Below are 13,928 nucleotides of genomic sequence, written 5' to 3'. Positions count from 1 at the left end.
TCCCGGGCGGGGGCTCGGCGCCGTACGGGGCCTTCGTCAGCCGATCGGCGCGTCCTGCTGCACCGCGGCCGGGTCGGCGCCGGCGATCCACGCGTCCATGGACGGCTTCATCAGGGTGTTGAGCAGCTCCACCCGGATACCGCCCAGCCCGCGGTGGTACACCCACATCAGGGCGCCGTCGCTCTCCGCGTCGTTGGAGGCCTCCACGTCGAGACCGAGCTCCACGAGCGCGGCGGACATGGCCTCGATCCGGTCGCTCTCGGCCCAGTAACCCACGTGGTGGGCCCCGTTGCCGCCGTCGGACACCCAGACGGTGCCCGGGATCGCCTCGACGAGTTCGAGCCTCGGCTCCTCCAGCGAGAGCACGAAGCGCTGGTCGCCGTGCTGGAGGCCGCCCGGGGTGCGCGCCGTCACCTGGAGCTCCATCACGCTCGTCCAGTGGTAGCCGGCGAGTTCGCCGAGCGTCTTCATGGCCAGCTCCAGGTCCTCCACGACGAGGCCCGTGTGGAACAGGGCCTCGGGGGTGAGGACCGGGCCCGCTGCGGGGCCGCCGTCCCGCCGGCCGGCTGTCTGCGACATCGGTGTGCCGTCCTTTCCTTCTCGGGTTCCGGTTTCCTGGGCCCGTGGGGGCTCAGACCTGCTTGGCCCGCACGAGGTCGGCGCCGCCGTCCATCGTGAGGATCTGGCCCGTCATCCACGCGCTGCTCGGCGCGGCCAGCAGCGTGATCCACTGCGACACGTCCTCGGGCACGCCCGTGACGCCCAGCGGCACGCTCCCCGCCGCCTGCGCGAAGAGCTCGTCGACCTGCTCGGGGGCCATGCCGTGGCTCTCGTACACCTCGGTACGCACCCAGCCGGGCGCCACCGCGTTCACCCGGATGCCCCTCGGGGCCAGTTCCAGGGCCCAGGAGCGGGTGAAGGTGTTCACCGCGGCCTTGCTCGCCGCGTACACCGAGGCCATCGGAGTCGGGTTGTGGCCGGCCGGGCTGGTCACGAACACGATGCTGCCGCCCGGCGAACGGAGCGCCGGGAGGAGGCGGTTGGTGAGGATCACGGTGCCCAGCACGTTGACGTCGAACAGCTCGCGGGCCGCGTCCGGGTCGATGTCGCCGGCCGCGCCGATGGTGTGGACGCCGGCGTTGTGGACCAGCACGTCGAGGGTGCCGCCCAGCTCGCCGACCGCGTCGGCGACCGCGTCCGCGCCGCTGCGCGTGCTCACGTCGGCGCGGACCGGGACGATGGCCGGGTGCAGCGCCGCCACCTCGGCCAGGCGGTCGGCCCGGCGCCCGGTGACGATCACCCCCGCGGCGCCCTGCTTGGCGAAGTCGAGTGCGGTGGCGCGGCCGATGCCGGTGGCACCGCCCGTGACCACGACGTACCGGCTGGTGAACGGATGGTCGGTCATGTCCCGTCCTTTCGGGTCGGCTCGGGGAGTCAGACGTAGATGGACTTCGACGTCCAGTCGGGGGCGGGCAGCGCCTTGCGGTCGGTCTTGCCGTTCCCGGTGATGGGCAGCTCCGGCAGCGCGACGAAGGCCGCGGGGATCATGTGCTCCGGCACCCGGGCGCGCAGGTAGGCGCGCAGCGCGCGCCGGTCCAGGACGTCGGCCTCCGGTACCACCCACGCCACCAGCCGGCGGTCGCCCAGGTGGTTCTCGCGGACCCCGGCCGCCGCGCCGCGCACCTGCGGGTGGCCGGTGAGGACGCTCTCCAGCTCACCGGGCTCGATGCGGAAGCCCCGCAGCTTGAACTGGTCGTCGTCGCGGCCGAGGAACTCCAGGACCCCGTCGGGGCGCCGCCTGGCCAGGTCCCCGCTGCGGTAGAACCGTCCGGCGGCGCTGTCCCAGGGGGCGGTGACGAAGGCCTTCCCGGTGAGGTCGGGCCGCCGCCAGTAGCCCCGGGACACCCCGGCGCCGCCGATCCACAGTTCGCCGGGGGTGCCGTCGGGCAGCGGCATCCCGGAGCCGTCGACGATGCGCACGTCGACGTTCTGGAGCGGGGTGCCGATCGGCACGGCGTGGCCGAGGTCCTCCCGGGCGCCGATCCGGTGGCAGACGGCGAACGTGGTCGTCTCCGTCGGCCCGTACCCGTTGACGATGCCGCAGCCGGGCACCGCCTCCCGCAGCTCGCGGATGTGCGGGACGGAGAGCACGTCGCCGCCGGCCAGCACCGTGCGCAGCCCGCTGAAGGCCTTGACGTCCACGTCGATCTGCCGGTGGAAGAGCGCGGCGGTCAGCCAGAGGACGGTGATGCCCTCGTCGCGCAGCAGGGCGCCGAGCTCCTCGGCCTGGATCTGCCGCGGCGGGGCGAGCACCAGGCGGGCGCCGTTGAGCAGGGCGCCCCAGATCTCGAAGGTGGCGGCGTCGAAGGCGACGGGCGCCAGCTGGAGGATCCGGTCGCCGGGGCCCAGTTCCACGTAGTTGGGGTCCGTCACCAGGTTGGTGATGTTGCGGTGCTCGACCATCACGGCCTTCGGGCGGCCCGTGGACCCCGAGGTGTACATCAGGTAGGCGAGGTCGTCGGGCGCGACCGCGGCCGTGGCCTCCGGCACGGGCCGGTCCGCCGCGGGCCGGTCCGGCACCCGCAGGACCGGGAGGCCGTAGGGGGCGAAGCGGCCGGCGGCGTCCGGCTCGCACAGGACGGCACGGATCTCCGCGTCCGCGAAGACCTCGGCCACCCGCGCGTCCGGATCGTCCGGGCCGACGGGCACGAACGCCGCGCCCGCTCCGAGCACGCCGAGCAGCGCGGCGACGAGTCCGGGGGAGCGCTCCAGGCAGACCGCGATCCGGTCGCCCGGCGCCGCCCCGGCGCCGTCCGCGAGCTCCCGCGACACCTCGCGCGCCCAGCGGTCGAGCTCCGCGTAGGTCAGGCGGTCGTCACCGGCGGAGACCGCCACGGTGTCGGGGGCCTCGGCGGCCCGTCGGCGAAACGCTGCGACTACCGATGTCATCGGCCTGTCTCCTCTCGAGGTGCCCGGGGCGGCAGGGTCCGCGAACCGGCTCGAATGCCGGTGGAACCGGCCCTCCCCCCGCGCGGGTCGAGGCGCGCGCGAGCGGGACCCGTTTCACTGAATCACCGGCTCCGCATAGGGACTTACGGCTGTGAGCAGCCGGACGGCCCCTCAGGGCCGACGGGATTCCCCGTCGGCCACCCCACCACCCGGGCCGGTACCGCAATCGATGGGAGTTCCACTGTGACCATTCTCGTAACCGGGGCACGCGGCAACGTCGGACGCCGCGTCCTGGAGCGTCTCCACGCCGCGGGCCACCCCCTGCGCGCGTCCGGCCGCACACCCGCGGAACTGAGCGTTCCGGCCGGGGTGGACACCGCCCGGCTGGACCTGAACGGTCCCGACACCTTCGAGGCCGCCCTGCGAGGGGTGGACAAGGTGTTCCTGTACGCCGAGTCCGACGGTGCCAAGGAGTTCTTCGCCGCCGCGGCCGAGGCCGGTGTCCGGCACGTCGTCCTGCTGTCCTCGTCGACGGTCGGCGGCCAGGACGCCGCGTCCGACCCCCTGGCCCAGCACCACGCGGCGGTCGAGGACGCGCTCCTGGCGTCCGCGCTGCCGGGCACCGTCCTGCGGCCCGGCGCCTTCGCCGGCAACGCGTTCGGGTGGAGCGACGCCATCCGAACGGGGAAGCCCGTGGAGCTGCCGTACGCGGACGCCCACACCGCGCCCGTCCACGAGGACGACATCGCCGACGTGGCCGTGGCCGCCCTGGCCGGCGAGGCACACCTCGGGCGCACCCTCACCCTCACGGGGCCGGAGTCGCTGACCTTCCGGGAGCAGCTCGCCGTCCTCGGCGAACTCCTCGGCCGCGAGGTCCCGGTGCGCGAGCTCACCCGGGACGAGGCCGTCGAGCGGATGGGCCGGTTCGTGCCCGAGCCGGTCCTGACCTCGCTGCTCACCCAGTGGGCGGCCGCGGTCGGGAAGCCGGCCGGGACCACCGGCACCGTGGAGGACCTCACGGGCAGGCCGGGGCGGACGTTCCGGCAGTGGGCCGGGGAGAACCTCGGCGCCTTCGCCGCCCAGGACTGATCGAGCGGGTCTCTAGAAGAGGCTGCGAAGGTGCCCTCAGATTGCTCCTAAGCCGGCGGGCCGGGCGTCGTGCGCCCGGCCCGCCGGCGAACCGAGGGGCATGTCCGTGACTTGGAGGTCCGGAATGTACGACGTCATCGTGGTGGGGGCTCGCGTCGCGGGTGCCGCCTCCGCTCTGCTCCTGGCGCGGGCGGGCCATCGGGTGCTGCTCGTCGACCGGGCGCGGTTCCCCAGCGACACGCTCTCCACGCACTACATCCACCAGCCCGGCATCGCCCGGCTCGCCCGCTGGGGGGTGCTGGACGCCGTACGCGCCACCGGCTGCCCGGCGCTGGAGCGGACGGTCTACCAGGTCGAGGACGTCAGGCTGGACGGCGGCACCGTCCCCCACGAGGGGCAGTCGGCGGCGTACGCACCGCGCCGCTACCTGCTGGACCAGATCCTGGTCGAGGCGGCCGTGGCCGCCGGGGCGGAGTTCCGGGACGGCTGCTCGGTGTCCGGGCTCGTCTTCGACGGCGACCGGGTCGTCGGGGTCAAGTGCCGGGCGGCGGACGGCAGACCGGTCGAGGAGCGGGCCCGCCTCGTGGTGGGCGCCGACGGGATGCGCTCGGCGGTGGCCAGGGCCGTCGACGCCCCGTACACGGTCAAGGACCCGCTGATGTCCTGCATCTACTTCACCTACTGGCAGGGCATCAGCTCCGGCTTCGAGCTGTACGAACGGCCCGGCCGCTGGATCGGGGCGATCCCGACCAACGACGACGCCACCCTGATCGCCGCGTACTTCCCGCAGGCGGAGTTCAACCGGGTGCGCGGCGACGCGCTCGACCACTACCTGGAGAACATCCGCACCACCGCGCCCGACCTTTACGCGCGTGCCGCGGACGGCGGCGAACGCGTCGAGCGGCTGCGCGGCACCGGGGACCAGCAGAACTACTTCCGCGCACCGGCCGGCCCCGGCTGGGCGCTCGTCGGCGACGCCGCGCACCACAAGGACTCGATCACCGCGCGCGGCATCAGCGACGCCTTCCTCCAGGCCGATCTGCTGGCCGCCTCGGTCACCGGCGTACTGGACGACCCGGCACGCCTCGCGGCGGGCCTGGCCCGGTACGCCGAGGAGCTCCAGGACGAGCTCTTCGAGGGCTACCGCAACACCCTGTTCGTGAGCCGCCTGGAGGTCACCCCCGACCGGCTGGCGATGCTCCGCATGGTCCAGGACTCCCCGGAGCTGACGGAGCGCTACTTCGCCGTGGCGGCGGGCGGCATGTCCGTCGACGAGCTGTACGACGAGGAACTGCACAGCCGGCTCGAAACCTCAGCGGCATGACCGCGACCGCGCCCCGGGACCGGGGCCACCGACCGACACCCAGGACAACGGAGGCACCAGTGACCGTGACGGAGTGGGAGAGGGAGCTCTGCCTGCTGTTCGGCGAAGTTCTCGGCATGCCCGACATCGACGGGGGGGACAGCTTCTTCGACCTGGGCGGGCACTCCCTCCTGGCGTCCAAACTGACCCGGCGCGTCCAGGAGGCGTTCGGGATCCGGGTCCCGGTGCGCCGCATCTACCAGGCGCCCACCCCCGCGACCCTCGCGGCGTACCTCCACGCCTCCTGAAGGAGAGACTGACATGCGCTGGAACAACCTGTACGTCGCCGGTGTGGGCGCGTACCTGCCGGAGCGGATCGAGACCGCCGAGGAGGCGATAGCCGCGGGCCGGTACACCGAGCAGAAGCGGGCGCTGAACGGCTTCCGCTCGGTCCACGTGGCCGCCGACGACGAGACCGGCCCCACCATGGCCGCCGTGGCCGGGCGCCGGGCGGTGGCCAGGTCCGGACACGGGCACGACGAGTTCGGGCTGGTCCTGCACAGCTACATCGGACACCAGGGGCTCGACTTCTGGACGCCCGCGAGCTTCGTGCAGCGCGAGACGGTCGGCGGCAGCGGACCGGCGTTCGAGATCAAGCAGGGCTGCAACGGCATGCTGGCGGCCTTCGAGGTCGCCTCCTCGTACGTCACCTCCCGGCCCGACGTCACCGCGGCGCTCATCACCGGCGGCGACGCCTTCCGGATGCCCTACATCGACCGCTGGGGCTCGGACGAGCAGAACGTCGACGGCGACGGCGCCGCGGCCCTCGTCCTGTCCGCCCGCGGGGGCTTCGCCCGGGTCCGTGCAACCTTCTCGCACGCGGACCCTTCGCTGGAGCCGATGGGCCGCAGCGGGGCCGGCTGGACGGACGCGCCGTTCTCCGGCGGGGGCCCGGTCGGCGTCAGCGAGCGCAAGTCGGACTACCTGCTCGCCGAGGACATGGACTTCGACGACGCGATCGAGAAGATCTCCGCCAGTGTGCAGCTCTCGATGAAGCAGGCCCTGCACGAGGCCGAGGTGGAACTGCCCGACGTGCGGTACTTCCTCCACCAGAACCTCGCCCTGTCGATCGTCACCCACGGGCTGTACGGCCTGCTGGGCGTCGACCGGGACAGGACGACGCACGAGTGGGGCCTGGGCACCGGCATGGTCGGCACCGCCGACCCGGTGCTCGGCCTGAACCGGGTCATGGAGAGCGGCGAGGCCAGGCCCGGGGACGTGGTGGTCCTCCAGGCCGCCGGCGCCGGCTACGTCTGGACGACGACGGTCCTGGAGATCCTCGACACCCCGGAGTGGCCGAACTGACGCCCCACGACGGCGGGGGAGGTACCGGGCTTCCGGTGCCTCCCCCGCCGCCGTGCGCCGTCAGCCGAAGCGGATGTCGCGCGTGGTGGCCGAGGCCGCCGCGAAGGCGAGGAGGGCGCTCCCCTCCTCCGCGAGCGCGTCGCGGTCCTTCGTGCCCAGCGGGGCGAACGGCTCGATCACCAGGGTCGCCGCCCGGCGCTTCTGCTCGATCCGCCACAGCCCGCGCACGAAGCCGTCCACCAGGAACGTCGACCTGATCAGGCCGTTGCGGGTGAAGACGAGCCGGCGCTGCTCCTCGGTGAGGATGCGGCCGCGGTCGGCGTGCGAGAGCAGGATGTTGTCGAACTCCGGCAGGAAGCGCACCGGAACGGGTGTCCCGGGGTCGGGCAGAGGCGCGTCGAGGAGGTCGAGCAGCTCCTGTCCGTTCTCGTCGCGGAAGCTGCGCAGCCGGGGCCTGAGCCGGCCCACCGACTCGGCCAGCCTGGTCATCCCGGACCAGGTCTGGATGTCCTTCACGGTGGCGGGCCCGAAGGCCGCGAGGTACCGCTCGACCATGGCGTCCGGCGAGGTGCCCTCAGCGAGCCGCCCGCCGAGCCAGGACTCCGCCGTCGTGTGCACCGCCTGCCCGCTCTCGCCCCACAGACCGCGCGGCGGCACCTGCACCAGCGGCACGAGATTGCGTACGGCGTTGGCCAGGGCGAACGGGTCCCGGTCCGGCCAGCGTTCGGCGAGCCGGGTGCCGAGGCCGCCCAGGGTGAGCGGCTCCTTCTCGACCAGCTCACGGCCCAGCGCCGCCACCTCCGCGGTGTCCAGCCCCGCCAGCTTCCGGCCGAAGGTGCCCTTCAGGCCCTGCTCCAGGGAGGCCTGGAGCACCGGCCGCAGCGCCAGGCAGTCCCGCGCGGTGACCAGGTGGATCGTGCCCCGCATCAGGACCAGCCTGACCACCCCCCGGTCGCCGACCCGGTCCGCCAGGTCCTCGATGCGGAACCCCGCCAGCCGGGTCCACAGGCCGATGTAGGGCGGGTTGGGTGCCTGGGCCTGCATCCCCACCAGATGCCCCACCGCCTCCACGGCCGGCAGGGCGGAGCGCTCCAGGAGCAGCTGACGGGCCAGCAGGCCCCGGTTGAGCGCACGCCGGTCCAGCACGTTCGGGTCTCCTGTCACCATGACCGGATCCTTTCCTCGTCGTTCATGAAAAGACGGTGGTGCCCCGGGACACGCGCCCCGGGGCACCACCGCAGCACACCTGCCGGTCTCAGCTCATCCTGACCAGCACCGTGCCGCTGTACTTCCGGCCGAGCAGGGACACGAAGGCCTCCGGCAGCGCCGCGACCCCGCCCTCGACGACCGTGTGCGGGAAGACGATGCGCTCCTCGCGCAGCCAGGCGCCGAACCGGTCGTTCCAGTCCTCGATCTGGTCGGGCGTGTGCAGCGTCGCGAAGCCGCGCAGCGTCAGGTCCTTGGTGATGGCGGACATCAGGGGCAGCCGGGGGCTGCCGCCGTCACCCGTGCCGTGCTGGCCGGACAGGACCCCGCACAGCGCGAACCGGGCACCGCGGGCCGCGACCTGGACCGCGGCCTCGAACTGCTCGCCGCCCACGTTGTCGAAGACCACGTCGAGCCCGTCGGGGGCCAGTTCGGCGAGCTGCTCGGCGACCGGCCCCTCGTGGTAGTCGAACGCGGCGTCGAAGCCGAGCTCCTCCACGAGGAAGTCGATCTTCTCCTTGGAGCCGGTGCTGCCGATGACGCGCTTCGCGCCCCGCAGCTTCGCTATCTGCCCGGCCAGGGCCCCGACACCGTTGGTGGCGCCCGACACGAACACCGTGTCGCCCTCGGCCACCGCGGCGGTGCCGACCATGCCGTGCCAGGCCGTCGGGCCCTGGGACAGGAAGTACTCCGGGCCCGGCAGCAGCGAGCGGTCCCGCTTGAAGAACCCGTGGGCGTCGCCGGCGGCGTAGTCACGCCAGCCGGAGAAGTGCTCCACGAGATCGCCGACGGCGAGGGCGGGGCTGTTCGAGGCGACCACCGTGCCGACGGTGCGGCCCCACATGGCCACGCCCGGCTGGAAGACCGGGATCGGCAGCGTGGTGTCCGGGTTCATCTGGTCGCGGGCCACCGAGCCCAGGGTCATCCAGTCGTTGCGTACGACGACCTCGCCCTCGGCCGGCGCGGACAGCTCCGACTCGCCGAACTCGAAGTGGTCCAGGGTCACCTCGCCGCGGGGGTAGGCCGCCAGACGGACCTCCCTGCTGACGGCGGGAAGCTCGACGCTGCTCATGTGGTGCTCCTTCTCAGGTGGACGGGGAGGCTGACCAGGTTGTGGTTCACGTCGCCGGCCCTCCAGAGCAGCTCGCCCTCCGGCACGGCCAGCCGCGCGTCGGGGTAGCGGGCGGTCAGCTCCTCCAGGGCGACGGCGAGCTCCACCCGGGCCAGCGGCGCACCCAGGCAGTGGTGGATGCCGTAGCCGAAGGCGAGGTGGGGGTTGGAGGTCCGGCGGAAGTCGGCGGTGTCCGGGTCGGCGAACACCGACGCGTCGCGGTTGGCCGAGGCGAAGGAGAGGAACACCGCGTCCCCGGCCGGGATGACGGCGCCGCCGATCTCCACGTCCTCGGTGGCGATCCTCGGCAGCCCCGAGGTGTCGTTGCCGGTCAGGTTGACCGTGCGCAGGAGTTCCTCCAGCGCCTCGGGAACCTCCTCGGGGTGCTCCCCGAGCCGCCGCCAGACATCGGTGTGGCGGTCCAGCAGTGTCAGCGCGAAGTTGGAGATCTGTCCGGCGGCCGAGTCGAAACCGCCGCCCAGCAGGGTGTAGCCGAGCCCGACCAGCTCCTCGAAGCCGAGCCGGTCCTCGCCGTCGCGGGCGGTGATCAGGGCGGAGAGGACGTCGTCGGAGGGCTGCGCCTGCTTGCCCGCCACCAGACCGGCGATGTACGCACCGAGGTTCTCGCGCCCCTCGACGGCCAGCTCCTCGGGGCCCGAGACGTCGGCGAACTGGCGTACCCAGGTGAGGAACTGGTCCCTGTCCTGCTCCGGCACACCCAGCAGTTCACAGATCACGGCCATGGCCAGCGGGGCCGCGAAGCCCTCGACCAGGTCCACCGGGGCGCCGTCCGGCTCCTTGTCCAGCGTGTCCAGCAGCCGGCCGGCCAGCTCGCGCACCCGGGGCCGCATCCCCTGGATCCGCTCCGGCGAGAACGCCTGCTCGGCCAGGACGCGCAGCCTGGTGTGGTCCGGCGGGTCGAGCGAGATGATCATTCCGGGCGGGGCCTGGAACAGCCCGCTGAACGAGGGGGCCTCCGGCGCGTAGGACGCGGCCCGGCTGAAGCGGGTGTCGTCCAGTACCGCCCTGATGTCGTCGTGGCGGGTCACCAGCCAGGCATGACCGCCTCCGCTCCACCGCACCCGCACGACGGGCCGTTCGGCGCGCAGCCGCGTGAAGATCGGGTCGGGGCCCCGGTAACTCGTACCCGGGAAGGGGAATTCGGGCAGGCCTTCGCTCACCCCGGTCGTTCGGGCGGTCATGGGCAGTGCCTCCAGACGGCAGGTCGCGGGTCTCAGGTCAGGGTGCGGAAGAAGGAGCGCAGCTCGGCGACGAGCAGCTCCGGCTGCTCCAGCGCGGGGAAGTGCCCGCCGTGCTCGTGGTCGGTCCACCGGCGCAGGTCGGTGAAGCGGTGCGCGCACCAGGCGCGCGGCATCCGGCCGTCCCGGGGGAAGACGGAGCAGGCCGTGGGCACGTCGACCCGGCCCAGAGCCATCTTGTTGTGGCTCTCCCAGTAGATCCGGGCGGAGGAGGCGCCGGTCCCGGCCAGCCAGGCGAGGGTCACGGCGTCCAGCAGCCGGTCGCGCGGGATGGCCTTCTCGACGTCGCCGTCGTGGTCGCTCCAGGCCCAGTACTTCTCGATCATCCAGGCCAGCTGGCCGGCGGGCGAGTCCGAGAGGCCGTACCCGAGGGTCTGCGGACGGGTGGCCTGCAGCACCGAGTACGCGCCCTCGTCGCGCTGGAACTCCTTGAGCGCGGCGAGTCCGGCCAGGTCCCTCTCGTCCAGCTCCACCTGCTCCTGCGGAGGCCGGGCGAAGGGCATCGCCAGGTGGATGCCGATCAGGTGCTCCGCGTCGGTCTCGCCCAGGATCCCGGTGAGGAAGGACCCCCAGTCGGTGCCGTGCGCCGCGTAACGCCCGTACCCGAGCCGGCTCATCAGCTCCGCCCAGGCGGCGGCGGTGCGCTCCACCGTCCAGCCCGTCCCGTCCGGCTTGTCGCTGAAGCCGAAGCCGGGCAGCGACGGGCAGACGACGTGGAAGGCGTCCGCCGGGTCCTCGGGGTCGGTCAGCGGGCCGATGACGTCCAGGAACTCGATGACGGATCCGGGCCAGCCGTGGCTGAGCAGCAGGGGCCGCGCCCGCGGGTGGGGCGAGCGCACGTGCAGGAAGTGGATGCCGAGGCCGTCGATCTCGGTGCGGAACTGGGGCAGGGCGTTCAGCCGCGCCTCGGCCGCCCGCCAGTCGTAGGTGTCCCGCCAGTACGCGGCGAGCTCCTGGAGATACGCCAGCGGCACACCCTGCGACCAGTCACCGACGGTCTCCTTGTCCGGCCACCGGGTCCGGGACAGCCGCTCGCCGAGGTCGGCGAGGTCCGCGTCGGGGAACCCGGCGCGGAAGGGCGTGGGTGCGGTGCTCATACGTCTTCCTCCTGGACTGCGGCCGGGGCGTGGTGCCTCGGCACCCTACGGACGGCTGCTCGAGCACGGCTGGACCTCACCACGCCACCGGCAGCTCCCACAGCCCGTAGATCACCGCGCCCTCCTTCCGGGGTATCTCCAGGAAGGGCTTGGCCAGCCGCAGCGTCGGAATGCGCTGGAACAGCTTGCTCCACACGATCTCCAGTTCGAGGCGTGCGAGGTCGGCGCCGATGCAGTGGTGCACGCCGTGGCCGAAGCCCAGGTGCTTGCGGCTGCCGCGGGTGATGTCGAGCTTCTCCGGCTCGGGGAACACCTCGGGGTCCCGGTTGGCGGCGAGGCCGAGGCAGAGGATGCCGTCGCCCTTGCGGATGGTGACGCCGCCGATCTCGATGTCCTCCAGGGCGACCCGGGGCACCGCGGTGTCGCCGATCGTCGCGAACCGCACCAGCTCCTCGACGGCCGGCTTGACCAGCGAGGGGTCGTTCAGGAGGAGTTCGAGCTGGTCGGGGTTCTCCAGCAGGCAGGCCGTGCCGAGCGAGATCTGGCTCGCCGTGGTCTCGTGGCCGCCGTTCATCAGGAGGCGGACCATGTTGAACAGGTCGCGGTCGGTGTACTCCTCGCCGGACGCCTCGTAGTCGGCCATCGCGCGGCTGAGCAGGTCCTCCCCCGGCTCGCGCTTCTTCAGCTGGATGAGGTCGCTGACATAGGCGTTGACCTCGACGATCGCGGCCTGGCGCTCCTCGGTCGTGCTGTGCCCGCCGAGCAGTGCCGTGCCGTGCTTGATGAAGAACTCGTGCCGGTCCTGCGGGATGCCGAGCAGCTCGCAGATGACGGTCATCGGCACCGGCAGCGAGAACGCGTGGTGGAAGTCCACCCCGGGCTCCATCGCCAGCAGCTTGTCGAGGTGGTCGTCGACGATCTCCTCGATCCGGGGCCGCAGCCTGCGCACCTGCCGGCTGGTGAACGTCAGGGCGGCCTTGCGGCGGGTGTCGCTGTGCGCCTTCCCGTCGTAGCCGATGAAGGACGTCTCCGTGCGGTACTCCGGCGGGGCGATGAAGTAGAACGGGAAGTTGTCGTGCCGCCGCGAGGCGCTGACGCGGGGGTCGGTCAGCAGCTGCCGGATCGTCTCGTAGCCGGCGATCGTCCAGATGCGCAGGCCCGAACCGGTCAGCGTGACCTGGGAGACGTCCTTCTCGACGATCTCCGCGTACTCCGCCGGGGGAGTGAAGGGGCACTGCCGTTTGTAGGGGAAGGTGCTGGTCTCCGCCTCGGCGGTGCCCGGCTCCGTAGCACTGGTGGTCACAGGGGATCCTTCCTCGTGGGGAATCGTTCCTCATGAAGGACGTCAGGGATCTGACGGCACGAAGTTCCCGGTGCACGGTGCCAGCGCCCGCTCGGGCACAGCTGGAGCCCGCGCGCCGGGGCGCGAGCGGCGCCCCAGCGCGGTTCGAGCGGGCCTCAGGACCGGCTCCCTAGCCTCCCGGGATGGGCATTGCAGCGAGTGAGGGCCGGTCCGCGCGGACCGGGCCCCTGAGCGGGCTGAGGGTGGTCGAACTGGCGGCGATCGGGCCGGCGCCCTTCGCCTGCATGGTGCTGGCCGACCTCGGCGCCGAGGTGATCCGGGTCGACCGGGCCGACGGGCGCCGCTCCTTCGAGGAGTGGCACCGGGTCCTGGACCGGGGACGCCACCGCATCGCACTGGACCTGAAGAGCCCGGACGACGTCGCGGAACTCCTGGACCTCCTGGAGAGCTCCGACATCCTCGTCGAGGGCTTCCGGCCGGGCGTGGCCGAGCGGCTCGGCATCGGCCCCGGGGTGTGCCTGGAGCGCAACCCCGGCCTGGTCTACGCCCGCATGACGGGCTGGGGGCAGGAGGGCCCGCTCGCCAGGACCCCCGGACACGACATCAACTACCTGGCGCTCAGCGGCGCCCTGTTCGCGATCGGCGAGGCCGGCGGGCCGCCCGTCGTCCCGGTGAACTTCCTGGGGGACTTCGCGGGCGGCTCGATGTTCCTGGTCGCGGGCGTCCTCGCGGCCCTCCACGAACGGCAGCGGACCGGCCGGGGCCAGGTCGTCGACGCCGCGGTCGTCGACGGCGCCGGGGCGATGCTCGGCATGCTGGTCGGCATGGCGGCGGCCGGCCGGTGGCGGCACGAGCGCGGGGTGAACCTGCTGGACGGCGGAGCGCCCTTCTACACCTGCTACGCGTGCGCCGACGGCGGGTACGTCGCCGTCGGCGCCCTGGAGGAACGCTTCTACGCCGCGCTGCTGCACGGGCTCGGCCTGGACGGCGCGGCCCTGCCCGACCGGGACGACCCGCACAACTGGCCCCTGCTGCGGCGGGAGTTCGCCACCCGCTTCATGGCCGGCGGCCGGGACCACTGGGCACGGCTGTTCGACGGCACCGAGGCGTGCGTCACGCCGGTGCTGAGCGCGGCGGAGGCGGCATCCCACCCGCACCACCAGGCACGCGGAAGCGGCCCCGCCACCGTGGCCCCACGGTTCAGCCGCACTCCAGCGGAATTCCACTGACACCGGGCATCCTGCGC

13 protein-coding genes are annotated in these 13,928 nt (G+C 72.9%); 5 read left to right on the top strand and 8 right to left on the bottom strand.

The window, feature by feature from the left end:
* Positions 1-36 precede the first annotated feature (36 nt).
* From ACFVS9_RS22490 to ACFVS9_RS22480, 3 genes are read right to left on the bottom strand one after another with little or no spacing between them, the layout of a single operon-like run.
* Positions 37-579, bottom strand: a complete 543-nt coding sequence (locus ACFVS9_RS22490) for a VOC family protein (protein ID WP_383118995.1) — start codon at positions 577-579, stop codon at positions 37-39.
* A 52-nt stretch (positions 580-631) separates the two neighbouring features.
* Positions 632-1,405, bottom strand: coding sequence for an SDR family NAD(P)-dependent oxidoreductase (locus ACFVS9_RS22485; protein ID WP_389934807.1), 774 nt, complete (start codon positions 1,403-1,405; stop codon positions 632-634).
* 29 nt (positions 1,406-1,434) lie between these two features.
* Positions 1,435-2,949, bottom strand: coding sequence for an amino acid adenylation domain-containing protein (locus tag ACFVS9_RS22480; protein ID WP_389934805.1), 1,515 nt, complete (start codon positions 2,947-2,949; stop codon positions 1,435-1,437).
* Between the two features lie 243 nt (positions 2,950-3,192).
* Between ACFVS9_RS22480 and ACFVS9_RS22475 the strand changes: the two genes are divergently transcribed.
* The 4 genes from ACFVS9_RS22475 to ACFVS9_RS22460 all read left to right on the top strand — a co-directional run bounded on the left by ACFVS9_RS22475 (position 3,193) and on the right by ACFVS9_RS22460 (position 6,706).
* Positions 3,193-4,038 carry an NAD(P)H-binding protein gene (locus tag ACFVS9_RS22475; RefSeq protein ID WP_389934803.1) on the top strand — a complete coding sequence of 282 codons (846 nt, stop codon included), beginning with the start codon at positions 3,193-3,195 and terminating at the stop codon, positions 4,036-4,038.
* A 124-nt stretch (positions 4,039-4,162) separates the two neighbouring features.
* On the top strand, positions 4,163-5,362 hold the full coding sequence (locus ACFVS9_RS22470; protein WP_383119046.1) for an NAD(P)/FAD-dependent oxidoreductase: 1,200 nt from the start codon (positions 4,163-4,165) through the stop codon (positions 5,360-5,362).
* 59 nt (positions 5,363-5,421) lie between these two features.
* The gene (locus ACFVS9_RS22465) at positions 5,422-5,649 is read left to right on the top strand and encodes an acyl carrier protein (protein ID WP_383119047.1); all 228 of its coding nucleotides are present in this window, start codon (positions 5,422-5,424) and stop codon (positions 5,647-5,649) included.
* Positions 5,650-5,662: 13 nt separating this feature from the next.
* A complete protein-coding gene (locus ACFVS9_RS22460) occupies positions 5,663-6,706 on the top strand; it encodes a ketoacyl-ACP synthase III family protein (RefSeq protein ID WP_383119048.1) in 1,044 nt (347 codons plus the stop codon).
* 60 nt (positions 6,707-6,766) lie between these two features.
* Here ACFVS9_RS22460 and ACFVS9_RS22455 read toward each other — a convergent pair whose 3' ends face one another.
* The 5 genes from ACFVS9_RS22455 to ACFVS9_RS22435 form a co-directional block, all read right to left on the bottom strand.
* Positions 6,767-7,873 carry a winged helix DNA-binding domain-containing protein gene (locus ACFVS9_RS22455; RefSeq protein ID WP_383119069.1) on the bottom strand — a complete coding sequence of 369 codons (1,107 nt, stop codon included), beginning with the start codon at positions 7,871-7,873 and terminating at the stop codon, positions 6,767-6,769.
* An 88-nt stretch (positions 7,874-7,961) separates the two neighbouring features.
* Entirely contained in the window at positions 7,962-8,984 is a 1,023-nt protein-coding gene (locus ACFVS9_RS22450; protein WP_389934798.1) for a zinc-binding dehydrogenase, read from the bottom strand.
* Positions 8,981-10,225 (bottom strand): cytochrome P450, encoded by a 1,245-nt coding sequence (locus ACFVS9_RS22445; RefSeq protein WP_383118104.1) that lies wholly within the window; start codon positions 10,223-10,225, stop codon positions 8,981-8,983. Before ACFVS9_RS22445 ends, ACFVS9_RS22450 begins: the two co-directional genes overlap by 4 nt.
* A gap of 32 nt (positions 10,226-10,257) precedes the next feature.
* A complete protein-coding gene (locus ACFVS9_RS22440; protein WP_389934794.1) occupies positions 10,258-11,379 on the bottom strand; it encodes an epoxide hydrolase family protein in 1,122 nt (373 codons plus the stop codon).
* A 76-nt stretch (positions 11,380-11,455) separates the two neighbouring features.
* Positions 11,456-12,682: a cytochrome P450 gene (locus tag ACFVS9_RS22435; protein WP_383118102.1), complete on the bottom strand. Its 1,227-nt coding sequence runs from the start codon at positions 12,680-12,682 to the stop codon at positions 11,456-11,458.
* Between the two features lie 182 nt (positions 12,683-12,864).
* Here ACFVS9_RS22435 and ACFVS9_RS22430 point away from each other — a divergent pair, with 182 nt between their 5' ends.
* The gene (locus ACFVS9_RS22430; RefSeq protein WP_389934791.1) at positions 12,865-13,911 is read left to right on the top strand and encodes a CaiB/BaiF CoA transferase family protein; all 1,047 of its coding nucleotides are present in this window, start codon (positions 12,865-12,867) and stop codon (positions 13,909-13,911) included.
* The last annotated feature ends 17 nt before the right edge of the window (positions 13,912-13,928 follow it).

The sequence above is a fragment of the Streptomyces sp. NPDC058008 genome, from assembly GCF_042886395.1.
Taxonomy (GTDB): Bacteria; Actinomycetota; Actinomycetes; order Streptomycetales; family Streptomycetaceae; genus Streptomyces.
This window is presented reverse-complemented; position numbering and strand designations above follow the sequence as displayed.